Below are 24,745 nucleotides of genomic sequence, written 5' to 3'. Positions count from 1 at the left end.
GAAGGTTCGCTTCGTGAGGGTGTGAGGGGCGAGCTACGACCGGTCCTTCTTCCGGCGGTTCAGGTCGAGCGCTCGCTTCTGCTTCCGGATGCGGTCCTGGATGCGCTGCAGGTCGGTGTTGTCGGTGGCGCTCTCGTCGCCTCGGCTCAGGTAGGCCGCGAGGGAGCGGATGGTCGGGTGCTGGAAGAGCTGCACGAGCGGGAGTTCACGCTTCAGCATCTCCTGGAGCTGGTGGTGCATCTGGGTCGCGAGGAGGGAGTGGCCTCCCAGCTCGAAGAAGTTGTCGTCCACGCCCACGCGGTCGACCCGGAGCAGGGACCTCCAGAGCGCCGCGAGCGTCTGCTCCAGCTCCGTGCCGGGGAGGACGTAGGCAGCAGCCAGCTCCGGGCGCGAGGTGTCCGGAGCGGGCAGGGCGCGTCGATCGACCTTCCCATGCGACGTCAGCGGCAGCGCCGCGAGCGTCACGAAAGCCGAGGGCACCATGTAAGGCGGCAGTGAGTCGGCGAGGAAGCGTCGCAGCTCCACGACTCCGGGCCGCGCGGTGGACGTCTTCCAGACGAGATACGCGACCAGCCGCTTGTCACCCTGGGCCTCGGCGCGCACGGCGACGGCGGCATCGAGGACTTCGGGGTGCTGGCGCAGGGCCGCTTCAATCTCTCCGAGCTCGATGCGGAAGCCACGCAGCTTCACCTGGTCGTCGATGCGCCCCAGGAACTCCAGCGTGCCGTCCGGCAGATACCGCGCGAGGTCGCCCGTCTTGTACATCCGCTCGCCGGGCTCGGGATGGAAGGGGTCCGGCAGGAAGCGCTCCGCGGTCAGCTCGGGGCGGCGCAGGTAGCCGCGCGCCACTCCGGCTCCGGCGATGTGGAGCTCGCCGGGCACTCCGATGGGGACGGGGCGCAGGTGGCCGTCCAGCACGTAGAGCCGCGTGTTCGCGATGGGCCGGCCGATAGGCACGGTGCCCGCGGCGAAGTCGAGGTCGGTGACTTCATGGACGCAGCAGCCGACCACGGTCTCCGTCGGGCCGTACTCGTTGATGAGCCTCGTCGAGGGGGCGTGTGTCCGCCAGAAGCCCAGGCTCTCGCGTGAGAGGGCCTCGCCGCCGATGACGAAGGTGCGTGTTGCCCCTTCGGCGCACTTCGCCGGGAGGGAGCTTCGCAGCACGTCGAGATGCGCGGGCGTCAGCTTGACGAGGCTGAAGTCGCGTTGCTCCCGGAGCAGCTCCACGAGCGCGGCGAGCTCCTCCTGCTCCCGCACGAGGATGACCTTGCGGCCCACCCAGAGCGGCGCGAAGAGCCCGGTGATGGTGGCGTCGAAGCCGATGGAGGTGATGACGGGCGCACCGTCGCCGTTCGCGACCTCGTAGGCTCGGGTGCACCAGGCGAGATAGTTCGTCAGCCCGCGGTGCTCGATGAGCGCGCCCTTGGGGCGCCCGGTCGAACCCGAGGTGTAGATGATGTACGCCAGATTCGCAGGCGTGGCTTGGCGCCCCAGGTTCTCGCGTCCGTTCCTCGCCAGCTCATCCCAATCCGAGTCCAGGCGGACGACCTTCGCGCGGGTCTCCGGCAGTCGCGACAGGAGCGCGTGGTGCGTGAGCAACACCGTGACCTGCGCGTCCTCCAACATGTACGCCAGTCGCTGCGGGGGGTACGACGGATCCAACGGGACGTAGGCGCCGCCGGCCTTGAGCACACCGAGCAGCCCGACCACCAGGTCGATGGAGCGCGGGAGACAGAGGCCGACGAGCTTCTCCGGTCCCGCGCCGAGCCGCACCAGGTGCCGGGCGACCTGGTTGGCGCTCTCGTTGAGCTGGCGGTAGGTGACCTCCACGTCACCCTGAACGAGCGCGATGGCGTCCGGGGTCCGCGCGGCCTGGGCCTCGAAGCGCTCGTGGAAACACGGCTCCTCGGAGATGGGGATGCGGGTGTCGTTCCACTCCACGAGGATGCGCCGTCGCTCGACGGTGCTCAGCAGCGAGAGGTCCTCCACACGCTGGCGCGGGTCCTCGATGATGGCCACGAGCAGGGCCCGCAGGTGGTCGTCCATGCGCCGCACCGTCGCCGCGTCGAACAGGTCGCTGCTGTACTCCCAGGCCGCCGTCATCGTCTCGCTGCCGTCGGTCAGCTTGAGCGTCAGGTCGAACTGCGCCGTGTGCTGCTCCAGCGCCACCGATGCGAGGGTGAGGTCCCCCAGGACGGCGGACGCCCCCGGAGTGCCCGTCACCAGGGCCGCGATGGCTTGCTGGCGGTGGGGCTTCTCCAGCACGAACATCGTCTGGAAGAGCGGCGAGCGGCTCGTGTCGCGCTCGGGCTGCAGCCGCTCCACGAGCAGGGCCCACGGGTATTCCTGATGGGCCAGTGCGCCCAGCACCGTCTGTCGGACCTGCCGCAGGAAGTCCTCGAAGGTGGGGTTGCCCGTGAGCCGTGCGCGGAGCGCGAGCTGATTCACGAGATAGCCCACCGTACCCGCCAGCTCGGAGCGGGTCCGCCCCGTCACCGAGGTCCCCACGAGCAAGTCGTCCTGCCCTGAGTAGCGGTGGAGCAGGAGCTGATAGGCCGCGAGCAGCAGCATGTACGGCGTCGCGCCGTGCGAGGCCGCGAGCTTCCTCACACCCGCGACGAGATCACCTTCCCATCGGGAGAGGTGCACCGCGCCCCGGAAGCTCTGCACCGGCGGCCGGGGCCTGTCCGTCGGAAGCGCGAGGACCTGCCGCGCTCCGGCCAACTGCTCCCGCCAGTATTGCCAGAGGTCATCGCCGGCAGGGCCTGACAACTGCTCCGCCTGCCACTTCGCGTGATGCGAAGGCTGCGCGAGGACGGGGGGGAGGGAGACCGGGCGTCGGGCCTTGAGGTCCGAGTACACGACAGCCAGCTCGTCCAGCAGCACCACGAGCGACCAGAAGTCGGTCACCAGGTGATGCGCGGTCAGCACCAGGACGTGGTCTCCGGCGGCCCTGTGGAACAGTCGGGTTCGCAGGAGCGGCGCGACTCGTGTGTCGAAGGGGCGATGGGTGTGCTCCATCACCGCCTTGTCGAGCGCGTCCTGGCTCCAGCCCCGGGCGTCGAGGTTCGCGAATTCCAGGGCGGGTGCCTCGTGCACGCGCGCCACGGGCTGACCTGAGACCGCCTCGAACGACGTGCGGAGCGCGGAGTGTCTCGTGGTCAGGAGGCCGAGCGCCTCCTTCAGCAGCTCCACATCCAGCTCGGAGACGATGCGCACCGCGAACGACACGTTGTAGGCCGCGCTCTCCGGGGCGAGCTGGTGGAGGAACCACAGCGCCTGCTGTCCGCGCGAGAGCGGATGGGTGGGCGGAGCCGACGACTCGCTCGTGATGGACGGCGCGGTGACGTGTGTCGACGCGTTGCCCAGGACCTCCAGGAGGTGCGCGGCGAGCTGCTCCAGCGTGCTGTCCTGGAGGAACAGGACCAGCGAGACGCTCACGCCGAGCTCCGTCTCGAACCGGTGTTGGAGCTCCGTCGCGGCGAGGGAGTCCGTTCCGAGCTGAAGGAGCGTTCGCGTGGAATCGACCTGCGAGACGGGCAGGCGCAGGACCTGCGCGACGACCTGCTGGAGCCACCCGGTCAGCCTGGGGAGCGTGAGCAGCTCCTCCCGTGCGAGGACGGTCCTCGGCGTCTCGATAGCGTCCGAGGCGAGGACGCTGTCTCCGATGGACTCGAAGGTCCCTTCGAGGAAGCGCGCGCGACACGCGCTTCGTTGGATCTTGCCGCTCGAGGTCTTCGGGAGCTGCCCGGGCTTGAGCAGGATGACGGCGTGCGCCTGCAACTCGTGGTGCTCGGCGATGGCGTGACGGATGGCCGCGATGACCGCTTCGACGTTCGCCTTGCGCAGCGAGACGCGCTCGACCTCCTGCGCGATGACCAACCGCTCGGTGCCGTCCACGACGACGGAGAACGCCGCGCCCCCATCGGGCCGCAGCGCGGGATGACTCCGGGCGACGGTCAGCTCCAGGTCCTGGGGATAGTGGTTGCGCCCCCGGATGATGAGCAGGTCCTTGAGGCGGCCCGTGACGAAGAGCTCCTCGCCTCGGAAGAACCCCAGGTCTCCGGTTCGCAGGAACGGTCCTTCTCCCGTGTCGGCGAGGTGGGCGTGGAAGGTCTCCTCCGTCTTCGCCGCGTTCCGCCAGTAGCCCATGGCGACGCTTCCACCCGAGACCCAGACCTCGCCAATCTCGTCCGCGCCGCGGCGGGTCCGAGACTCGGGGTCGACGATGACCACCGTCGTGCCGGGATGGACCCGCCCCGATCCGACCAGCGACGTAGCCTTGTCTCCCTCGGACGCGGGCGCGACCTCGTGTCGCTCCAGTCGCTCGGTGTCCACGTCACAGTAGACAGGCGGCGCCTCGACGAGCCCTCCGGTGACCATCAACGTGACTTCGGCCAGGCCGTAGCAGGGATAGAAGCTCCGAGGGCTGAAGCCCTGCGGCGCGAAGGTCGCGGCGAACGCATCCAGGGTGGCGCGGCGGATGGGCTCCGCGCCGTTGTAGGCCATGGTCCAGCAGCTCAGGTCCAGCCCCGCTCGTTGCTCGGGCGTCGTCCTGCGCACGCAGTGCTCGTAGGCGAAGTTCGGCCCTCCGCAGTGCGTCGCGCGCAGGTCCGAGATGGCCTTCAGCCAGCGGATGGGCTGCTGCAGGAACGACGTGGGGGACATGAGGTGCGCGGGGAACCCCGCGTAGATCGGCTGGAGGATCCCGTCGATGAGCCCCATGTCGTGGAAGCTCGGCAGCCACGTCACCGACACGTCCTGGGGCCCGAGCCCGAAGGCCCGGCGGATCTGCCCGGAGTTGTGGAGGAGGTTCGCGTGGCTGACCATCACGCCCTTGGGCGTCGACGTGGACCCCGACGTGTACTGGAGGAAGGCGAGCGTGCCTCCCTCCAGGGCGGGAGTGCGCCAGGCGGTCGCGCGCGAGTCCTCGACCTCGTCGGTCGACAGCAGCCTCATTCGCGCGAACTCGGGCTGCTCCGCGAAGTGCGCGCGGATGCCGTCGGCGAGCGGGGACAGCGTGAGGATGGCGGTGGGCTCCGAATCCAAAAGGATGGACCGGAGGCGTTGGACCTTCTGGTTGCGCCGGGGCGGATAGGCGGGCACGGGCACGACGCCCGCGTACAGGCAGCCGAAGAACGCGGCGATGAAGTCCAGGCCGGAGGGGTAGAGCAGGAGCGCGCGGTCTCCGACGTGACTCGACTCCCGGAGCGTGGCCGCGATGGCCTTCGCCTTCCTGGCGAGGAGCGCGTAGGTCAGCGACGCGCCCTGGGCCGTGTCGTCCCCCAAGAAGGTGAACGCGAGCCGTTCGGGCTGGTGCTCCGCCCGATGCTCCAGCAGGTCGACGAAGGTCGGGTGCTCGTGGCCCGACCCGGGCTCACTTGTCGCCATCGAGCTTCCTCAGGATCTCAGCGAGCTTGTCCGCGCTCACCGTGCCGATGAGCGCCTCGTCGATGGCCGTCGACATGCCTCGGAGGGTGGGGTGCGTGTAGATGCTCTTCGTGGACAGCTTGACGCCGAAGCTCCTGTTCACCCGGGAGATGAGCTGCGTGCCGATGAGCGAGTCCCCGCCCAGCTCGAAGAAGTCGTCCGTCGCGCCGATGCCGTCGATGCCGAGCAGCTCCTGCCACAGGGGGGCGAGCGACTCCTCGGTCTCTCCTCGTGGTCGCTCGTAGGTGTTGCCCAGCTTCGGTCGCGCGTGCAGGGAGGTCCCGCCCAGGGCCTCCATGTAGAGCTCGGAGAGGTCGCGCCCGCGCGTCTTCATCACCTGGAGGTAGTCGGACGTGGAGATGAGCACGTGCGGGAGCCTGGACCCCAGGACGCGGCGGAAGACCTCGACTCCCTCGTGGTGCAGGATGCCGCGCTGGTCGAAGTCCTCCTCCTTCAGCTTCTGGAGTACCCGCGGCGCGCGCGCGTCGTAGGCCATGCCCTCGCCCCGCCACACGTCCCAGCTGATGCACGCCACGCGGCGATGGGCGCGCGCACTCCGGCCGTGGACGAACGCGTCGAGGAAGTTGTTCGCCGCCGAGTACGCGACCTGGCCGAACCCCGGCTCGATGGCCGAGAGCGAGGAGAAGAGGAGGAAGAAGTCGAGCGGCGCGTCCGCGAAGAGGTCGTGCAGGACCAGCGTCCCCAGCACCTTCGGCGCGAGCACGCGCGACAGCTCCCCGGGTGACTTCTGCTGGATGGCGCCGTCACCGAGCACGCCGGCCGAGTGGATGACGCCCTGGATGGGACCGAAGCGCTCGGTGGCGCGTGAGCGCGCCGTCCGCATCTGCTCGGCATCGGCGACGTCCGCGCGGAGCACCAGGACCTCGGAGCCCAGCTGCTCCAGCTCGCGCAGCGCGAGGATGTGACGGTGGGTCGGGTCCTCCTTGGGATGCGCGGACAGCCACGCGTCCCACTCCCTCGGGTCCGGGAAGGGGGAGCGCTGTGTCAGCACGAGCTTCGCCTGGACGGCGCGCGCCAGGTACTCGGCCAGCGTGAGGCCCACCTTTCCCAGGCCGCCGGTGAGCAGGTAGACGCCGTGCTTTCGCAGCACCGGCGGAGGCTCGGGTGGGGCCTCCAATCGGACCGGCTCGAGCGTTCGCACCCAACGATGGGGGCCTCGATACGCGACGATGGCCTCCGATGACGTGGCCTGGAGCTCCTCCAGGAGCTGCGTCACCGGGTCCTCGAGCCCCGCTCGGGTCGGCACCGCGAGGTCCACGCTGGTGCACTGGATGTTCGGATACTCCAGCGGGATGACCTTGCACGGCGCGAGCAGCAGGGCCTTCTCCGGAGCCACCTCGTCGCCGTGGACCTCATGCAGGTCGTTGGACACGACCCAGAGCCGGAGCGCGTCCGTGACGCCTCGGCTGCCCAGGGTCTTCGCCAGCAGGAGCAGGCTGTCGAGTCCGAGCACTCGCGCCTGCTCGACCGCCGCGAGGCCCACCGTGGCGGTCTCGGAGGCGGTGACACTCCACAGGTGCACCATCCTGCTCGGGGTGATTCCCTGTCCCTGGAGCGCGCCGAGGAGCGCGTCGTAGTCGGCGGGCGCCTTCGGGTCGATGGTGAATCGATTCGGCCCGTCCTGGTGGAAGCCGGTACCGGCCCGCACCGTGATGCTGTCGTTGCCCAGTCGCTCCGCCAGCGCGTCGCCCACGCCCAGCGCGTCGACGAAGAGCAGCCAGTGCCCGGCATCACCCAGAACCGACGGCTCATGACGGGGCACCCGCTTCCATGAGGGCACGTAGAACCAGTCGCCCACGTCGGCCTTCTTCGTGAGTCCCGAGGCCGCGCGAGGCTCTGTCTCGCCCGCGAGCCGCGTCGACTCCGTGAAGGCCGGCGCCACCGACTGTCCCGAGAGCGGTGACGAAGAGGCCTGAGCGAGCAGTGCGTGTTGTCCCAGGACATCCACGTCAGGCGCGGCCGCGGTCCTGCTGAACCCACTGGCCCCGAGGACCGCGCTCCACTGCGCGGGCGTGAAGAAGGGGTTGCCCTGGTCTCGCTCCGGGTCCTCGACCGGATTCATCATCAGGCTGTAGGTGATGGCGAAGTCCGGCGTGGGCTCGGTCAGCTCGCCCAGGAGCAGCAAGCCCCCGGGCGCGAGGAGCGAGCGCACGTGCGCGAGCGTGGTGCGCAGGTTGCGCGTCGCGTGGAGCACGTTGACGGCGACGATGACGTCGAACGACTCGAGGGGAAGCCCCTGCGCCTCGGGCGCGCGCTCGATGTCCAGCGGGACGTACTTCATGAACGGCCAGGCGCTGAACTTCCGCTTCGCCTGGGACAGGAACAGCGGCGCCACGTCGGTGAACGTGTACTCGGTGCGCTCGCGCGGCAGGATGGGGAGCAGCTCCGTGGTCGCGATGCCCGTGCCGCCGCCAATCTCCAGCACCCGGAGCTTCGTGGCGGGCCCGAGCTGCCGCACCAGTCGCTCGACTCCGGCGCGCAGGATGCCTCGGTAGTACGTCTTCAGCCCGAACTCCGTCTGCGCCTTCTCGGCCGAGCCCTCCAGGATGGACGCGAACAGCTCCGTCGGTGATTGCTCGCCGCGCAGGACATCCTTCAGGGCGTCACCACACCGGCGGATGAGGTCCACCACCTGTGGCGTCCTCGCCCAACGCTCCTCCGCGTCCCTCACCCGTGACTGCACCGTTTCAAGGGAACACGGTCGCAGCGACCGATAGCGCCCCGTCGTGTCCTGTTCGAGCTGCCCTGCCTCCACGAGCAGTCGCAGCCACCGGGACAAGAGCTGCTCGTACCGGGCGATGACCCGGCACTGTCCGAGGAGCTCCTCACGCGTGTACGCCGCGCTCGAATCCGGGAAGGCCCCGAGGGCGCGCAGCGTCACGTTCATGTACGCGGTGCAGGCCGCGTCCAGGCTGTGCTTGTCGAGCTGATGCGAGGAGGCATCGAAGCCCGCGAGCTCTTTCTCCGCCTGGGCACGCGCAGCCTCCAGCACGTGCTGCCAGTGCGTGGGCGCCTCGGTGGCCTCCGCGCGAGCCGGGTCGATCCAATAGCGCTGACGCTCGAAGGGGTACGTCGGCAGGGGGACACGGCGGGGACGTGCGTCCCGCTGCGCCCTGGGCCAGTCCACCGAGAGCCCCTCCATCCAGAGCTGCCCGAGCGTGTCGAGCACGAACGAGAGGTCCGACGTCTGCTCTCGAGGATGCGGCAGGGACGAGAACACCGCCTGCGCGGGCGCGCGTCCGGGATGCTTCCTGACGAGCTGGGTCAACGTCCTGCCAGGTCCGACCTCGAGGAGTGCTCGCTGCCGGTCCTCGAACAACACACCGACACCCGCGGAGAAGCGCACCGTGCGCCGCAGGTGCTGGACCCAGTAGTCGGGGTCCGTCGCCTGGGCGGCCGTCAGCCACGTGCCGGTGAGGTTCGAGACGATGGGCGTCCGGGGCGCGTCGAGGCGCAGGCGTCGGAGCTGCGCCGCGAAGGGCGCCAGCACCGGCTCCATCATCTCCGAGTGGAACGCGTGCGAGGTCTCCAGGAGACTGCCGCCGAGCCCGCGTGAATCGAGCTGCTGTCGCAGCGCCGCGATATCCTCCGTCGTCCCCGAGACGACGCAGGACGAGGGCGCGTTGACGGCGGCCAGGCTGAGGCGTGTGCCTCCCAGCAGCGGTGTCAGCTCCTGCTCCGACAGTGGGACGGCGAGCATGGCGCCGGGCGGGAGCGCCTGCATCAGGCGGCCCCGAGCGACGACCAGCGCCAGGGCGTCCTCCAGCGAGAACACGCCCGCCAGCGTCGCGGCGACGTACTCCCCCAGGCTGTGGCCGATGGCCGCGTCCATCCGCAGGCCCCAGGCCATCCACATCCGCGCGAGGGCGTACTCGATGACGAAGAGCGCGGGCTGGGCATTCTCCGTGCGCTTCAGCTTCTCGGCCGCGAGCTCGCGCTGCGAGTCCGGCGGGTAGAGCAGGGCCTGGAGATCCACCCCGTGGCGACTCCGGAGCAGGTCGAAGCACCGGTCCGCGTGCTCCCGGAACGTCGGCTCCGTCCGGTGGAGCTCGCGTGCCATGCCGACGTGCTGGCTGCCTTGTCCGCTGAAGAGGAACGCGACGCCCCGGGCCGGAGACTCCGTATGCCGGGTGCGCACGCGCCGTGCGTCGCGCGTGCCCAGCGCGGAGGCCGCGTCAGCGAGGCCGTGGCACACCAACACGCGGCGATGCGCGAAGGGCTTGCGTCCGACCTGGAGCGTGTAGGCCACGTCCGCGAGCTCCAGTTCCGGATGCGCGTCCAGGTGATGGGCCAGGTTCGTTGTCGCCTGCTCCAGCGCCTCGCTCGTCTTCGCGGAGAGCACGAGCAGGTGCGGCCCCGCGACGGGCTTGGTGCGCGTGGTGACGGGAGGCTCCTCCAGGATGGCGTGGGCATTCGTACCGCCCAGGCCGAAGGAGCTGACGCCGGCGCGCCGGGGGAACCCCTGGGGCTTCCACTCGGTGAGCGCGGTGTTGACGAAGAAGGGCGTGCTGGCGAAGTCGATGCGCGGGTTGGGCGTCTCGAAGTGCAGGCTCGGCGGCAGCTGCCCATGCTGGAGGGCGAGGGTGGTCTTGATGAGCCCCGTGACACCCGCCGCCGCGTCCAGGTGCCCGACGTTGGTCTTCACCGAGCCGAGCGCGCAGAACGACGTGGCTTCCGTGCTGGCGCGGAACGCCTGTGTCAGCGCGGCGACCTCGATGGGGTCTCCGACGGTGGTGCCCGTGCCGTGGGCCTCCACGTAGGTGATGCTCCGGGCGTCGACCCCCGCGGAGGCGTGGGCCTCCATGATGGCGGCCGCCTGCCCGTCGATGCTCGGCGCCGTGTAGCCCGCCTTCGTCGCGCCATCGTTGTTGATGACCGCGGACTTGATGACCGCGTAGATGCTGTCCCCATCCGCGAGCGCGTCCTCGAGCCGCTTGAGGACGACGACCGCCGCGCCGTTCCCGATGACGGTGCCCTGGGCCCGCGCGTCGAACGCGCGACAGTGTCCGTCCGGCGAGAAGATGCTGCCCGGCTGGTGCAGGTAGCCCGTCTGCGGAACGGTGATGGAGACGCCGCCCGCCAGCGCCAGGTCACACTGGTACGTGAGCAGCGCCTGGTGCGCCACCGCCGTGGCCACCAGCGACGTCGAGCAGCCCGTCTGCAGCGTGAGGCTGGGCCCCTTGAGGTTCAGCTTGAAGGAGACCCGCGTCGCCAGGTTGTCCTTGTCGTTGCCCAGCAGGACCTGGTGCCCCGTCTCCGGTCCGAGCAGGTGGGGATGCGTCGCGAGGTTGAACAGCAGGTAGCTGGGCCAGCCCGCGCCCGCGTACACGCCCACGGTGCCCGCGTGGGTGTCCGAGGTGTAGCCCGCGTGCTCCAGCGCCGACCACGCGACCTCCAGGAACACCCGCTGCTGCGGGTCCGTCAGCTCGGCCTCGCGCGGACTGAAGCCGAAGAACGCCGCGTCGAACAGCTCCGCGCCGGCGAGCACCCCCTTCGCCCGCACATAGTGCGGCGAGGCCAGCGATGCGGGCGGGACACCGCGGGCGCGCAGCTCCTCGTCGGAGAAGAACGTGAGCGTCTCCGTGCCCGCCTTCAGTGCGCGCCAGAACGAAGCGATGTCCGCGCAACCCGGGAACCGCCCCGCCATTCCGATGATGGCGACCGCGGCCCCGGCGTCGCTGGTGGGCTCGAGTGACTCCACGGGCTGCGACTCCTTGGGAAGAACGCCAGGGGTGGACGTGCCTAGAAGTTGAGGAAGCTGAGGCTGGAGAAGATCTTCCGCCGCGTGTCCGTGTAGGCATTGCGACCGTGCAGGTAGCGGGAGTTGTCGATGAACGCCAGGTCCCCCGGATGCCAGGCGATGGCGTCCTCCAGCTCCTTCATCGCCTCCTGGACCTCGGAGACGAGGTCGTCCGAGATGGCCGAGCCGTCATCGAAAGACATCAGGTCCCCCAGTGTATTCTTGCGCTCCGACAACAGGCTGTTCGCGAACGCGTCCTGCCCTCCGTAACGGGTCTTCACCACCGCGGGACAGACATATTCGAGGTAGATGGAATCGTCTGGGCTGACGTAATAGGAGACACCCTCAATTCCATCCAAGGTGGTCTGAACGTCGGCCAGGGTGGCGCCATTCCCCATGAAGCGCTGCCATTTGTCGTTGGAGTATCGCTGGAAGAATCGCAGCTTCTTGTTCCGGAAGAGCTGCTTGAGCTCCGGGCGGAGCTTCTCCCAGAGGCGGACCCCGTCCCAGGCGAGCGTCTCGCCGCCCTCCGCGGCGGGGACGCTGCAGCAGAACCAGAGCGCGTCCGGACGGAAGGGGGAGTTGGCCTGCTCGGCGTGGGGCTCCACGTAGCCCATGCCCTCGGTCACCATCTGCACGTAGCCGTCGCTCCCGGCGACGACGGGGCGCAGGCGGTCCCGGTTGAAGCGCGTGCTGAAGCGACCCGCGAAGTCATGCATCACCTGCGGGCTGGTGGTGAAGCCCCGGAAGATGACCAGACCCGCGGACTTGAAGAGCGCGATGAGCTCCTCCGCGGGCAGCTGGAGGATGTCGTCCGGACCCTCCCGGTGGACGAGCCGGCCACTGCCGCTTCCAAACGGTTCGATTCTGAGCGTCATGGACGCCTCCCCTCGATGCGGGTGATGGCTGTAATTTTATGGATAGACAGTCTTGGTCAGGCTATCCGGGTATATGCCGGAATATGCGCTAGGCTTGATGATTTGATTGAATGGGATGGAAGTCAATACGAAGTCAATGCAGAGGCCCCTCATGCGAATCGGTCTCGTTGCACTCCCCTGGTCGCTCCATCGGCATCCCTCCTCGGCGATGGGGGCGCTGTCCGCGTACCTGCGTCAGCAGGAGCCGACGGTGGAGGTGGAGTGCCGCTCCGCCTATCTCGAGGTGGCGAACGAGATTGGGCTGGCGTTCTATGACCTCATCTCCCAGAACTCGTATGAGGTCGGAGAGATGTTGTACACGCCGTGCCTCTTCCCGCAGCAGAAGCAACGGGTGCGTGACTTCTTCGTCAAGCGGATGGAGGCGACCGGAGAGGCATTGACGGGGCCCGGCGCCATCGTGTCCCCGGCCCACTTCGGGGAGGCGTCGACGTGGGAAGAAGTCTTCGACACGCTCACCGCCCGGCTGGAGGCGCACCTGGACCGGCTGGCGGACGCGCTGGCGGGGCGCTTCGACGTGGTGGGCCTCACGACCTGCTTCGGTCAGCTCTTCGCGAACCTCTCGCTCTGTCAGCGCATCAAGCAGCGCTCGCCCGCCACGAAGACGTTGCTGGGCGGGTCGACCATCTCCAACCAGGTGGGGCCGTCGCTGCTGAAGGAGTTCGACTTCCTGGACTACATCATCCAGGGAGAAGGGGAGCAGCCGCTGCTCGCGCTGGTGCGTCAGCTGCGCGAGGGGCAGACGGAGATGCGGGGCATCAAGGGCGTCATCTCGCGGGCCACGGCGGGGGAGCTCGCGGGCGGCGCGCAGCTCTGGGAGGTGCCCAACATCAATGCGCTCCCGCTGCCGGATTACGACGAGTATGCGCGCAAGGCGGAGGAGGGGAACCTCCTGTGGTTCCTCACCATCGAGGGCTCGCGCGGGTGTTGGTGGGACCGGGCCAAGCGCACGGGGAACCCGAAGGCCACGTGCTTCTTCTGCAATCTGAACGTGCAGTGGAATGGCTACCGCGAGAAGAGCGCCGAGCGCGTGGTGACGGACATCCTGGCGCTGAACGGGCGCTACCAGACGAACGTGCTCTTCTTCCTGGACAACATCATCCGCGCCAAGGGCATCGAGGAGTTCGCGGACCGGGTCATCGACACCGGGAAGGACTTCGTCATCTTCTATGAGATGCGCGCCAGCGTCCGGCCCTACGAGCTCTTGCGGCTCTGGGAGGCGGGCGTGCGCTACGTGCAGTTCGGCATCGAGGGGCTGTCCAATTCGTACCTGAAGCGGATTGGCAAGGGGACGTCGGTCATCGCCAACCTGCAGGCGATGAAGGTCTGCCACGAGCTGGGCATCCTCAACAGCGCGAACCTGTTGACGGACTTCCCGGGCGCGCGGCAGGAGGAGGTGGAGGAGACGACGCAGACCATCCTGGACTACGCGCTGCTCTACACCCCGCTGAACCCGAACCGCTTCTGGCTGGGGCGGGGCGCGACCATCGACACGCTGAGCCAGGAGTACGGCCTGTCGAACATCCGCAACGCGGACTTCTACAAGGTGGGGTTGCCGGAGGAGGTCTATCAGCGCATCTCGCTGCTCGACCTCTCGTATGACAGCCCGAGCACGCCCACGGACTGGAGCAGCGTCTACGACGCATGCCGGAAGTGGGGGCGGGCCTACGCGGCGGCGAAGGAGACGCAGTACCGGCACCTGCTGACGTACCTGGACAGCGGCGACTCGATGCGGCTCTACGACACGCGCAGCGGGATGCTGAACAACATCGTGCTGCGGGGACTGGAGCGGGACGTCTACATGGCCTGCATGGAGATCCAACGCTGGGAGGACCTCCGCGAGGAGTTCATCGAGACCGGGCGCGCGACCCAGGACGAGGTCGCGGCGCTGCTCGGACGCTTCGTCGAGCAGCGCATCGTGTACCAGGAGGGGAGTCGGCTGGAGGGCAGTCGCTTCCTGTCGCTCGCGCCCGCGTACACCGCGGAGATGGCGACCCGCCGCATCCGCCGCGCCCACGAGGCCGCGCAGCTGCGCCGCAAGAAGGGGACGGCCGCGCCTCGACAGGAGCAGCCCGTCGCCCTCGCCGAGAGCGCTTGAGCGGACGCCCCGGCGTGGACCCTGCTGGGGGTGTGTAACCATCGGGGGCGATATCGCGTATGGTGGGAGTCTGGCCCCCCGCGTCCATGGTGCGGGGGGCATCCGTTCATCCGGAGGCCTCCCCGTGGTCAGCCCCATCTCCCCTCGGACCGTTTCCATCCCCACCCAGGCCCGTACGACGGAGCCCGTCGCGTCCCCGGCGACGCCGCTCCCCGCCGTGAGCCCTTTCTCCCAGGACGCCCTGGAGCGCGCGAAGCCCGAGCTCGTGAACCTCACGGGGCACAGCCCGGCGCGCACCGCCGCGCCCGAGGGGGCGAGCGCCGTGGCGACGGACGCGGGGGCCGCGCAGTCGGTCGGCCCGAAGCTGCTGCACCTGGACGCCGGTTGGACGCCGCAGGGGCAGGGCTACGACGCGAAGCGCGACCAGGTGCTCACGACCTACTACGCCGATGGCCGTGGCGTGCTGCTCTCGCTCCAGGACAAGGACTCGGGCGTGGAGGCGCAGCAGGTCCGCCTGGGGGGCTCCAGCTCCAACCCCGAGGCCGGGGCGCCCTCTCATGGTGGCGGTGTCTCCACGGACGGTGAGTTCGTCTACGTCTCCGACACCCATCACCTCTACGTCTACCGGCGCGAGGACATCGAGAACGCGAAGCCGGGCGCCGAGGTGCCGGCCTTCCAGGTGACGGAGGTCCCCAGCGGCGACGGGCTGACGGACCCGGCGACGGGCATCGGCCTGGTGTCCGCCGGCAGCTACATGACGGTGAGCGATGGCTACGCGTACGTCGGCTCGTACAGCAAGGACGGCGATGGCAAGGCGGGCGCCGTGTGGCGCTACGAGATCGACGAGAAGACCGGGGAGATCATCGAGGGCTCGCGCCAGGGCCCCATCCGCGCGCCGGACCGCGCGCAGGGCATGACGGTGGTCGACGGGGCGCTGCTGTTCACCACCGGCGACCAGAAGCTGGTCTACCAGCCGTTCGAGGGCACCCCGAACTCCTTCACCGCGGACATCTCCGAGCGCAAGGACATCAGCAACGGGCTCATCGACCCGTATGCCCAGGGCTTCAACATCATCGATGGCCAGCTGTGGGTGACGTACGAGAGCGGCTCGGAGAAGTACCGCGACAAGCTCAATCCCAAGTATGAGCCCCGGGAGCACATCCAGCGGATTCCGCTGGAGGACCTGGACCTCGAGGCCGTCGGCGTCACGCCCGAAGACCTCGAGGGCTGAGGCTCGCGCCACGGCGCGCCTCGCCGGTGAGGCGCTGCATGCCGCGTCGGGTGTCCGCTCACCCCGCGGCGCGTGTGAGGCAGTAGAGGGTGGTGATCTCGCGAGAGCGCGCCATGTGCAGCGGGTCCGAGGTGTCCTTGGACTTGGAGTGTCGGGCCGCGGTCGAGCGGCTCCACTTCACCGTCAGGCCGCAGCGGGCGAACTGCTCCTGGAGCCATCCCTGGGGGCGCAGGCCGAGCAGGACCGCGAGGTCGGAGAGGATGAGCAGCCCCTCGCCGCCGGGCGTGAGCGCGTCTGGGAGCCCTTCGAGGAAGCGCCGCAGGAACTGGTTGTCCTCGTCGAACACCGCGCGGTCCACGCGGTTCTTCGGGGGCTCCGGAATCCACGGCGGGTTGCACACCACGAGGTCCGCCTTGCCCTCCGGGAAGAGGTCCCCCTCGGTGACCTGGAAGGACTTGCGCAGCCCCAGCCGCTCCGCGTTCTCCCGGGCACAGGCCACCGCGCGGGAGTCGATGTCCGTCGCCTGCACGGACGAGGCGCCTCGCTGGAGGAGGAGGAACGAGAGCACACCCGTGCCCGTGCCGATGTCGAACACGCGCGGGCCCTTCAGCGTGGGGAGCGAGAGGAGCAGCTCCACGTAGTCGGTGCGCGTGGGCAGGTACACGCCGTAGTGCGGATGGATGAGGCCGGTGAGGCCGGGCACCGACAATCCCTTGCGCCGCCACTCCGCGGCTCCGAGCATGCCGAGCAGTTGCTTGAGGGGGACGACGGTGAACTCCGTCTCGGGCTCGCCCCAGACCTGTCGGCAGGCCAGGGCGACGTCGGGTGCGCGTGAGAGTGCGAGCCGGTAGTCGCGGTCGAGTGACACGACGATGCGCGACAGCGTCTCGTGCTCCAGTTGCCGCGCGCGGCGCTCGGCGCGGAACGCCTCCAGGGGAGTGCGGGCGTTCGACGCGCGCTCCAGTCGGCGGCCCAGCGCGCCCAGCAACTGCTTCGCGTTGTGGAAGTCGCCGGAGTACAGCAGGAACTCGCCTCGGCGGACCCGCTTGAGCGCCGTGTCCGCGCTGAGCCGGTCGTCCACCGGGTGCAGTCGGGCAGGAGAGGGCTCATCGCTCTCCGAGCGCCAGGTGAACGGGGCGCCAGCAGGCAGCGGTGCGGCGGGGGCGACGGTGGGCGCCGGTCCCTTGGGCGGGGGAGCGGTTCGAGGGGGGCGTGGCATGGACCCGGTGGGTAGCACGTCCACGCGCGGGTGTGGAGACAGCGTGCGGAGAGGGGCATGAGGCCCCCCTCCGCGTCGCCTTCGTCACGGAATCTCGGGCGGGCAGTAGATCGCGCAGTTGCCAGGACCCTGCGGGAAGCAATCCTCCGGGCACGTCGCCCGGGTCTCCGAGCCATTGCAGATACCGTCACCGCAAACCATGCAGTCCGCCGGGCAGAGCTCACCTGACTCACAGACGTTGTCCCCGCACGTCATCTTCCGGAGCCGGAAGGTCTGGTAGCAACCGCCATAACGGTTGTCCATGTCGAGCGTGAGGGAGACGGGGTTGATCGACGTCACCGTGTGCAGCCCCGCGTTCTGGCACTGGCCATTGTGGCGGTCGGCGTCGAAGCGCACATCGAGTGCGATGTCATCGCGGCCGGAGATGCTGAACGTCTGCACGCATCCGCCATAGGCATCGGTGGTGTCGATTCCCCAGGGACCGGTCCAGTCGAGCGTCGGGCCGATGGGAACGACGTAAGTCCCGGGGTTGTCGCACTGCCCGCTGGCAGTCGGGCTTCCCTGTCCATAGAAGCTGACCGTCAGCATCAGCCCGCTCAGCTCACCATACGGGTCCTGGATGCCGAACTTCTGCCAGCACCCCTGCGGCCGGGAGTCGGTGTCGAGGCGAATCTGGCTCGTCCACTGGCCCAGGCCTCGACCTTCGGAGACATTGAAGCCATTACACTCGGGGGAAGCTCCGCTGTATGCGCGAAAGTCATGCCAGAACTCGGCGCCGCCGAGCGCATCGCCACGGGTGCTGGTCGCGTCAGACTCCAGGCTTTCTTCGGGAGCCGCCACGCCGCAGCTGGTCGAGAGGAGGGTCGCTGCCGCGAGCATGGTCGAACGGATGATGTGGGTCTTGAACATGAAGTTTTTTCCTGGGGTGTGGCGGACTCATCGGGTTGGAGTGCGCTGCAACGCTTTGCGGCAGGATTGCCCAGGCGTCACGGGCGCATCCTGCGTCGCAAGGGATTGCATCGCCAGGACATCCTATGATTGGGCAAATCATGAAGTCGAGAGAGTCGCCTGTTCCCCAGGGGAGTCCATGGTGACATCTGTCGTGGGTGTGTGGCTTTGGCGCTCGTTGAATCGCAGACAGGGTGTCTGGATGTGTCGGCGAGCGGCGGGGGGCGCGATTCCCTCGCCAGGTCAGGGGCACCTCCGAGCTCGATGGCGGAACGCCCCGCGAGCGGCACCCGTCAGGCAGCCAATCGCCCGCCCCGGCGAGCGAGCGATTTCAGTTGCGTCGCTGAAATTGCGAGTCAATATTGAAATGAAAGGTGAAGGAGAGCACGTGACGACGAGCGTGACCGAGAAGGTGTACCGACGGGGCCCGTTCCCCGTGAAGTTCCGCTGCCTGGAGGTGCTGCGGGTGACGCCCGTCACCCCGCATGTGGTGCGCATCACCCTGGGCGGCCAGGACATCGAGGGCTTCCACAGCGAAGGGGCCGATGACCATGTGAAGGTCCTGTTCCCGGAGCAGGGCAAGCGCCGGCCCGTGATTCCGACCATGGGCCCCACCGGCCCCCAGCTCCAGCCCGGTGAGAAGAAGCCCGACTCGCGCGACTACACGCCGCGCCGCTACGACTCCACCACCGGCGAGCTGGACCTGGACTTCGTCCTCCACGGCTCCGGCCCCGCATCTTCGTGGGCCGCCCAGGCGAAGCCCGGCGACATGCTCGGCGTCGGCGGCCCGCGCGGCTCGCTCTTCGTCTCCAATGACTTCGACTGGTACCTGCTCGCCGGCGATGAGACCGCCATCCCCGCCATCGCCCGCAGGCTGGAGGAGCTGCCCGAGGGCGCCCGCGCCATCGTCTTCGTCGAGGTGGCCGACGCCAGCGAGGAGCAGCGGCTCACCACCCGCGCCAACGTGACGCTCACCTGGCTGCACCGCAACGGCGCCGAGGCGGGCTCCACCGGCCTGCTCCACAAGGCCATCCGCGAGCTCGACTTCCCGCCCGGCGACTACTTCGCCTGGGTGTCGGGAGAGTCGTCGGAGATGCGCACCATCCGTGAGCACCTGCTCAACGAGCGCGGCACGCAGAAGAGCTGGGTCCGTGTCACCGGCTACTGGAAGCGCGGCCACGCGGACCACATCCACGATTCCAAGTGAGACGCCCCTCGGGGAGGCCAGGCACTCCGGCCTCCCCGAAGGCGAGCCTTACGCGGGCTTCGCGAGCGAGCGCAGCACCTCGCCCGCCATCTCCACCGTGTAGTCGATCTGCTCCTCGGTGTGCGCCGCGCCGATGAAGTTCACGTCCCGGCGCAGCAGGATGCCGCGACGGGCCATGCCACCCTGGAACGGCGTCATCCGCTTCGCGTGCTCGGCCATGTCGGGCGAGTAACGGAAGAAGGGGATGGCGTCGTAGCCCAGCACGCGCAGCGACGAGCCCGCCGCCTCCGCCTTCTGGTTGATGCCCTCGCGCAGCCTGCGGCCCAGGTGCGAGACGTGCTTCGCCGGGTCGTTCTGCTTGTAGTGCTTGAGCACCGCCTCGCACACGGCCAGCGTCAACAGCTCACCGCCGAAGGTGGTGGAGACCTGGAGGTCCGCGAGCTTGGAGAGGTACTTCTCCGGGCCGGAGATGGCCGACAGCGGCATGCCCGCGGCGATGCTCTTGGACATGCAGCAGATGTCCGCCCTCACGCCGAAGAACTCCTGCGCGCCGCCCAGCGCCAGACGGAAGCCCGTCACCACCTCGTCCATCACGAACATCACGCTGTGCGCCGTGCACGCCGCGCGCACCTGCTTCAAGAAGTCCGCGGACAGCACGCGGTTGTACGGGATGGAGAGGATCACCGCCGCCAGCTGGCCGGCCTGCTTCTCGATGGTGGACAGCAGCACCGCCTCGTCCGGCGGTGTGAAGAGCGGCAGGCGCGTCGTCAGGCCCGCGATGGCGGCCGGCACTCCCGGCGTGTCGAACATGAAGTGGTCGTGCCAGCCGTTGTAGCCGACCGTGATGATGCGCTCCTTGCCCGTCACGTAGCGCGACAGGCGCACCGCCGCGGACGTGGCGTCCGCGCCCGTCTTGAAGAACCGCGCCTGCTCCGCGCCCGGCACCAGGTCCAGCAGGGCCTGGATGGACGTCACCTCGACGGGCGTGGGCAGCGAGTGGAGGACCCCTTCCTCCAGGTGCTTGCGAATCGTGTCCACCACCGCGGGGTGGTTGTGGCCCAGCATGTTGGCGCCGAGGCCGCTGATGAAGTCGATGTACTCCTGGCCGTCCACGTCCTCCACCAGCGCGCCCCGGCCCCTGGCGAGGAACACGGGGAAGGAGCCGGGGGCGAAGTGCTCCGGCTTCTTCATCATCGACTGGGTGACGCCGGGGACCGTCTTGCGCGCCTCGGCGAGGAGCTGGTTCGAGCGCTCCAGCCTCATCTCACCCTGGATGGGGCGAGGGAGGGACGGGTGCTTCTGGGTGGGCATGTCCATGGGGTTTCCTTTGAATCGAGGTGCTTCGGGTGCTGCGTTCCAGGGAGAAGGTTCGAGGCTCACGTCGTCGCCGTCTTCAGGGCCACCGCGCTCCGGCCGAACGTCCACAGCAGGCCCAGCGACAGGAGCGTCACGGCCACGGCCATCCACCCCACCTGCCCGAAGCCGACGAGCGCGCCGTCCGGAGCGGTGGAGATGAGGAGGCCGCTCACCCACGCGGCGAGCCCCGAGGCGCCGTCGCTCGCGGCCATGTTGACGGCGAGGAACCGGCCGCGCAGCGAGGGCGGCACGCGCGATGACACCAGCGCGATGGTGGGGATGGCGCGCGTGGACGTCACCGCCATGAAGAGCACGAAGGCCGCCGTCACCACCGGCAGCGAGGACGAGGACAGGTGGGTGAACAAGAGGTGCGGGCCCACGGTGCCCACCAGGAGCCACCCGAGCATCCGCCCCGCGCCCAGGCGGTCCGTGAAGCGGCCCACCAGCTTCGCCGCCACCAACGTGCCCGCGCCGCCGCCCAGGTACACCCACGGCAGGTCCGTCTGCGCGAGGCCCAGGTTGCCCACCATGAAGGTGCCCAGGTACGGAATCAGCAGGAAGCTGGCGAACACCACGAAGAAGGTCAGCACCCAGCCCAGCGCCACGCCCGGAGACGCCAGCGTCGCCAGTGGATTGCCCCGGGGCTCGTGGGCGCCGCGCGTCAGGTGCTGCACGACGGGCGGGAGCACGCGCCACAAGCCCAGCCACATCACGAGCGCCAGCGCGCAGATGGCGAAGAACGGCGAGCGCCAGCCGAACAGGTTCGCGATTCCCAGGCCCAGCGGCACCCCGGCCACGGCGGACAGGCCAAGCGCGGACATCACCGTGCCGATGGCCCGACCCCGGCGCTCACCCGGCACGACGTCCGCGATGATGGCCATGATGACCGCGCCCATCAGCCCCGCGCAGGCCCCCGCCAGCGAGCGCGCCACCAGCAGCGACACGAACCCCGACGCGAGACCGCAGGCGGCGGTGGCGACGATGAACCCCGCGTAGATGGCCAGCAGCGTGCGCTTGCGGTCGAACCTGTCCAACCAGAACAGCCCCAGCACGCCCATGGCCGCGGAGGCCAGGGTGTACGAGGAGACCATCGCGCCGAACTGCGCCGTGGTCAGGCCGAAGCGTCGGATGAACTCCGGCCCCAGCGGCATGATGATCATGAAGTCCAGCAGGTGGCTGAACTGGACCCCCGCGAGCAGCAGGGCCAGCACTCGCTCCTGACGGGGTGGAGAAGCGGCGTTCACGAAAGACTCCATCTTCACGGGCCCGCGGCGGTCGCGCGGGCGAGCGTCTAGGGGCGCACGAAGCGCACCCGGATCGGGGGGGAGACAGCCGCGTGGGGACGACCCTCGCGGTCCAACGCGGTGTCGAAGCGCGCCTTGCGCGCACACGCGAGCGCGGCCTGGCCGAAGCCATGGCCCGGGTCCGAGACGAGCTCGGCTGACGTCACCTCGCCATGCACATCCACGGAGACGCGCAGCACCACCGTCTGGTCATCGATGCGCAGCGTGTCGGCTTCCTTCGGCCAGGGGCAGCTCCAGCTGCGCGCCGACAGCTGGATGGCGCGCGCCCGGCTTCCACCGGTGCCCGTGCCCTCGCTGTCGCCCGCGGGCACCGTGTTGACGGCCGTGGTGGAGCGGCCCGTGGAGGCCGTCACACCGCCCGCGTAGCGCGGGGCATCGCCGGTCGTCATGTCGAACCCGGTGAAGTCGAGCGGCGCGGCCGCCTCCTTCGCCGTCACCACGGCGCCCGCCCGAGCGGGCTCGGCGGGGGCGGGGCGGGCGGAGTCGCGCGGGGCGGGGCTCGGCGTCTTCACGCGCGGCGCCGGCGGGTCCGCGCGGGCGACGCGTTGGGGAGGCGGGGGCGGCGGGGGATTCAGGTCCACCTCGTGGTCCACCTGGAGCACCTGCTTGCGCGGGGCGGCCACGGGCGGTGGTCGCTCGGAGGAGGACCTCCAGCCGTGCCACGCTACGACTCCAACGGTGGCGTGCACGAGGCCGGAGATGAGCAGCGTCCACGCGAGGCCATGGCGGCTGCGTCGCGGGGGCGGCGGTCCCAGGATGATGCTCGCGATGTCGTCGTCGCGACGAGGCGCGGGCTCAGGGAGTGACACGCCCGTCCTCCGCCGTGAGGGGGGCCTCGGTGGGCTCCGGACGCACGGTGCCGAAGGCGACCTTGGTGAGCCCCGCCTCCTTGAGCTGGTCCAGCACGAAGATGACCCGGCGATGGGGGACGGCGCCGTCCGCCTGGATGACCGCGCGCAGCTCCGCGTCCTTCGCCAGCGCCTGGCGCGCGCCGTCCCGCAGCGCGACGTCGGAGACCTCCTCGCCGTTCACCAGCACCTGGCCCGTGGAGGTGAGCGCCACCGCGTAGACCGTCTGCACGTGCTCGCTCTGGGCCGCCTTGGGAAGGTCCAGGGGCACGGCGGGGCTGTCCACCAGCCGCGCGGTGACCATGAAGATGATGAGCAGCACCAGCATGATGTCCACGAGGGGCGTGACGTTGATGCCCTCGATCAACCCACCGCGAGGCTGCGTTCCGCCGGCCATGCTCAGGCGCCTCCGTTCCGCTCACGGGCGGAGACGTAGGCCAGCACCAGGTTGGTCAGCGCCTCCGCGTCCGCGAGGATGCTGGCGATGCGGCGCTGGAAGTAGTTGTAGGCGGCGACGGCGGGCAGGGCCACGCCGATGCCGACGGCGGTGGCCACCAGCGCCTCGGCGATGCTGCCCATCACCGCGTTGGAGGCGACCTGGCTGGTGCCGGAGGGCGCGCCCTGCGTCTTGCTCAGCGCCTCGAAGGCCAGCAGCACGCCGATGACGGTGCCGAACAGGCCGATGAACGGCGCGTTGTTGCCCAGCGTGCCCAGGAAGGCCAGCCGGTTCTCCAGCGTGGAGCGCTCGATGGCGAGCGCGCTCTGCATGCCCTTCTCCGCGGCCGTCATGCCCTGCGGCGCGAGCCTCAGCCCCGCGCGCGCCACGGCGGCGCCCACCGACGTGCGCTTCTCCAGCGTGGAGATGGCGGCGGGGAAGTCGCCCGTGGACAGCGTCGCCTCCAGCGCGCCGGACAGCTCGCGGACCCGGTCCTGCTTGGTGCGGAACAACCACCAGCGCTCGAGGATGATGCCCAGGCTCACCAGCGACAGCGCGAACAGGAGCCAGAGCACCCAGTTGGCGCCCCAGTGGATGAAGACATCCTTGACGATTTCGACGATGTGCATGGGTCCGGTCCTCGAGGTCGTCGGTGGGGCGCGGTTCGACCCCGGAGGCACCCTGTGTGAAGCCGGTGCCTCTGGGGCCGTCCCGCCAGGACTTCAGCGCAGTTGCAGGAACGAGAAGATGAGGCCGTCGGAGCTGAAGACCAGCTTGCCGCTCTGGTCCGTGAGCTCACGGAAGTGGGTGAGCGAGGAGTTGTTGGTGAACTCGGTGAAGAGCAGGCGGTTGTCGTCCGCCTCGTAGAGGAACGTGCTGCCGGAGGAGGCGGGGAGTGTGTTCACCGCGGTGGCGGTGAAGGTGCTCAGGTTGAGCTGCCAGAACTTCCAGGCCGGGGCGCTGGCGACCAGGCGCGGGTGGGCCTCCGGGTCCACCGTGTAGCCCTGCTCGTCCAGCACGCGCAGGTAGGCGGTGCCGTTGGGGCCGCGCAGCAGCGAGCCCGTGGTGGTGCCGTTGGTCAGCCCCGACAGCTCGCGGTAGAAGTTCGCGTCGAACGCGCCGCTCTCCGGGTTGAAGCGGATGAGGCAGGGCGTCGCGGCCTTGTCCGCGCCCTTCAGGCGGTTGACGGCGGAGCCGTACGCCTCGGTGGCCAGGTACACCTGGTTGTCCGGGCCGACGACGCTGTCACGCACCCAGCCGCAGCGGTTGTCCGTGACGACCTTGACCGAGTCGTTCGTGGTGTCGATGACCACCACGCCGGCCTGGTTGATGACGGCGATGTCCGCGCTGGGGCGCCAGGCGATGGGGATGATGAGGCGGGTGCCCACGCGCACCGGCATGGTCGAGAAGGACGTGAGCGCGCCCTCGATGGCCAGGCCCGGCAGGGGGATGGCGCTCGTCACGGACATCGCGGTGGGGTTCCACACGATGATCTGCGCCGTGTGGGCGTCCACGAAGTACGCCTTGGTGTCGGAGATGAACTGGAACTGGTGCTGGTACTCCTCGATGTTGTCGATGCCGCGGCCCTTGAAGCTGACCTCGCCGTCGGACTCGAGCTTGCCCTTGGCGGTGATCTTGAACCGCTCGACCTTGGCCTCCTCGCTGTGGCTGACGAACAGCACGCCCGCCTTGCGGACGCCGGAGCCGAGCGCGCGGCCGGGAATCTCCACGGCGTCCTTGAGGGAGATCTTCTCGGTCTGGTCGACCGAGCGCAGCAGCGCCACGTAGCTGATGGCCTCGCCGTCGACGCTCGACTGGGTGATGGCGGCGTAGAGTGGGCCGTCGTAGTCGGCCTCGTCGGAGTCCTCGTCGTCACCGCAGCCCGTGAAGAGCGACAGCGCGAGCGCCGCGGCGGTGATGCGCGGCAGGGGGAAGAACGAACGGACCTTCATGGGGGGATTTCCTTTCACGA

At 69.4% G+C, this 24,745-nt stretch carries 14 protein-coding genes; 3 read left to right on the top strand and 11 right to left on the bottom strand.

The genetic code is table 11. The features are described from left to right. Nucleotides 1–33: 33 nt before the first annotated feature. The 3 genes from AC6JA9_RS22750 to AC6JA9_RS22740 are packed head-to-tail and all read right to left on the bottom strand — an operon-like array spanning nucleotide 34 to nucleotide 12,069. A complete protein-coding gene (locus tag AC6JA9_RS22750; protein WP_497957820.1) occupies nucleotides 34–5,391 on the bottom strand; it encodes an amino acid adenylation domain-containing protein in 5,358 nt (1,785 codons plus the stop codon). Next, on the bottom strand, nucleotides 5,378–11,152 hold the full coding sequence (locus tag AC6JA9_RS22745; RefSeq protein ID WP_497957819.1) for a type I polyketide synthase: 5,775 nt from the start codon (nucleotides 11,150–11,152) through the stop codon (nucleotides 5,378–5,380). Before AC6JA9_RS22745 ends, AC6JA9_RS22750 begins: the two co-directional genes overlap by 14 nt. Before the next feature lie 41 nt (nucleotides 11,153–11,193). Further along, the gene (locus tag AC6JA9_RS22740) at nucleotides 11,194–12,069 is read right to left on the bottom strand and encodes a TauD/TfdA dioxygenase family protein (RefSeq protein WP_223749113.1); all 876 of its coding nucleotides are present in this window, start codon (nucleotides 12,067–12,069) and stop codon (nucleotides 11,194–11,196) included. Between the two features lie 151 nt (nucleotides 12,070–12,220). Between AC6JA9_RS22740 and AC6JA9_RS22735 the strand changes: the two genes are divergently transcribed. Together AC6JA9_RS22735 and AC6JA9_RS22730 are read left to right on the top strand one after the other, a co-directional pair. Continuing rightward, on the top strand, nucleotides 12,221–14,224 hold the full coding sequence (locus AC6JA9_RS22735) for a RiPP maturation radical SAM C-methyltransferase (protein ID WP_223749112.1): 2,004 nt from the start codon (nucleotides 12,221–12,223) through the stop codon (nucleotides 14,222–14,224). A 217-nt stretch (nucleotides 14,225–14,441) separates the two neighbouring features. Continuing rightward, a complete protein-coding gene (locus AC6JA9_RS22730) occupies nucleotides 14,442–15,455 on the top strand; it encodes a hypothetical protein (RefSeq protein WP_497957818.1) in 1,014 nt (337 codons plus the stop codon). A gap of 58 nt (nucleotides 15,456–15,513) precedes the next feature. Here the strand turns inward: AC6JA9_RS22730 and AC6JA9_RS22725 are convergent, their stop codons facing one another. Continuing rightward, nucleotides 15,514–16,674 (bottom strand): methyltransferase, encoded by a 1,161-nt coding sequence (locus AC6JA9_RS22725; protein WP_255653384.1) that lies wholly within the window; start codon nucleotides 16,672–16,674, stop codon nucleotides 15,514–15,516. An 84-nt stretch (nucleotides 16,675–16,758) separates the two neighbouring features. After that, on the bottom strand, nucleotides 16,759–17,583 hold the full coding sequence (locus AC6JA9_RS22720; protein WP_141332466.1) for a hypothetical protein: 825 nt from the start codon (nucleotides 17,581–17,583) through the stop codon (nucleotides 16,759–16,761). A gap of 406 nt (nucleotides 17,584–17,989) precedes the next feature. Between AC6JA9_RS22720 and AC6JA9_RS22715 the strand changes: the two genes are divergently transcribed. Next, nucleotides 17,990–18,829 (top strand): siderophore-interacting protein, encoded by an 840-nt coding sequence (locus AC6JA9_RS22715; RefSeq protein WP_497957817.1) that lies wholly within the window; start codon nucleotides 17,990–17,992, stop codon nucleotides 18,827–18,829. Nucleotides 18,830–18,877: 48 nt separating this feature from the next. Here AC6JA9_RS22715 and mxcL read toward each other — a convergent pair whose 3' ends face one another. The 6 genes from mxcL to AC6JA9_RS22685 form a co-directional block, all read right to left on the bottom strand. Beyond that, nucleotides 18,878–20,146 carry a myxochelin B biosynthesis transaminase MxcL gene (gene mxcL, locus AC6JA9_RS22710; protein ID WP_497957816.1) on the bottom strand — a complete coding sequence of 423 codons (1,269 nt, stop codon included), beginning with the start codon at nucleotides 20,144–20,146 and terminating at the stop codon, nucleotides 18,878–18,880. 59 nt (nucleotides 20,147–20,205) lie between these two features. Beyond that, nucleotides 20,206–21,429, bottom strand: coding sequence for a myxochelin export MFS transporter MxcK (gene mxcK / locus AC6JA9_RS22705; RefSeq protein WP_497957815.1), 1,224 nt, complete (start codon nucleotides 21,427–21,429; stop codon nucleotides 20,206–20,208). A 47-nt stretch (nucleotides 21,430–21,476) separates the two neighbouring features. Next, nucleotides 21,477–22,298, bottom strand: a complete 822-nt coding sequence (locus tag AC6JA9_RS22700; protein WP_497957814.1) for a TonB family protein — start codon at nucleotides 22,296–22,298, stop codon at nucleotides 21,477–21,479. After that, nucleotides 22,285–22,734, bottom strand: a complete 450-nt coding sequence (locus AC6JA9_RS22695; RefSeq protein ID WP_223785912.1) for an ExbD/TolR family protein — start codon at nucleotides 22,732–22,734, stop codon at nucleotides 22,285–22,287. The genes AC6JA9_RS22700 and AC6JA9_RS22695 overlap by 14 nt, the downstream gene beginning before the upstream one ends. Nucleotides 22,735–22,736: 2 nt before the next feature. Then, on the bottom strand, nucleotides 22,737–23,402 hold the full coding sequence (locus tag AC6JA9_RS22690; RefSeq protein WP_497957813.1) for a MotA/TolQ/ExbB proton channel family protein: 666 nt from the start codon (nucleotides 23,400–23,402) through the stop codon (nucleotides 22,737–22,739). A gap of 93 nt (nucleotides 23,403–23,495) precedes the next feature. Further along, the gene (locus AC6JA9_RS22685) at nucleotides 23,496–24,725 is read right to left on the bottom strand and encodes a DUF4374 domain-containing protein (protein ID WP_223785911.1); all 1,230 of its coding nucleotides are present in this window, start codon (nucleotides 24,723–24,725) and stop codon (nucleotides 23,496–23,498) included. Nucleotides 24,726–24,745: the final 20 nt, after the last annotated feature.

It is taken from the genome of Myxococcus sp. MH1 (assembly GCF_059738865.1).
The sequence above is the reverse complement of the archived record's forward strand: the minus strand, read 5'-3'. Positions and strand labels throughout refer to the sequence as shown.

Bases quoted from the DNA above. Each gene is read 5' to 3' on its own strand.
- AC6JA9_RS22725 (WP_255653384.1), bottom strand. From the start codon at position 16,674: ATGCCACGCCCCCCTCGAACCGCTCCCCCGCCCAAGGGACCGGCGCCC.
- AC6JA9_RS22750 (WP_497957820.1), bottom strand. From the start codon at position 5,391: ATGGCGACAAGTGAGCCCGGGTCGGGCCACGAGCACCCGACCTTCGTC.
- AC6JA9_RS22715 (WP_497957817.1), top strand. From the start codon at position 17,990: ATGAAAGGTGAAGGAGAGCACGTGACGACGAGCGTGACCGAGAAGGTG.
- AC6JA9_RS22695 (WP_223785912.1), bottom strand. From the start codon at position 22,734: ATGGCCGGCGGAACGCAGCCTCGCGGTGGGTTGATCGAGGGCATCAAC.
- mxcL (WP_497957816.1), bottom strand. From the start codon at position 20,146: ATGGACATGCCCACCCAGAAGCACCCGTCCCTCCCTCGCCCCATCCAG.
- AC6JA9_RS22690 (WP_497957813.1), bottom strand. From the start codon at position 23,402: ATGCACATCGTCGAAATCGTCAAGGATGTCTTCATCCACTGGGGCGCC.
- AC6JA9_RS22735 (WP_223749112.1), top strand. From the start codon at position 12,221: ATGCGAATCGGTCTCGTTGCACTCCCCTGGTCGCTCCATCGGCATCCC.
- AC6JA9_RS22720 (WP_141332466.1), bottom strand. From the start codon at position 17,583: ATGTTCAAGACCCACATCATCCGTTCGACCATGCTCGCGGCAGCGACC.
- AC6JA9_RS22740 (WP_223749113.1), bottom strand. From the start codon at position 12,069: ATGACGCTCAGAATCGAACCGTTTGGAAGCGGCAGTGGCCGGCTCGTC.
- AC6JA9_RS22685 (WP_223785911.1), bottom strand. From the start codon at position 24,725: ATGAAGGTCCGTTCGTTCTTCCCCCTGCCGCGCATCACCGCCGCGGCG.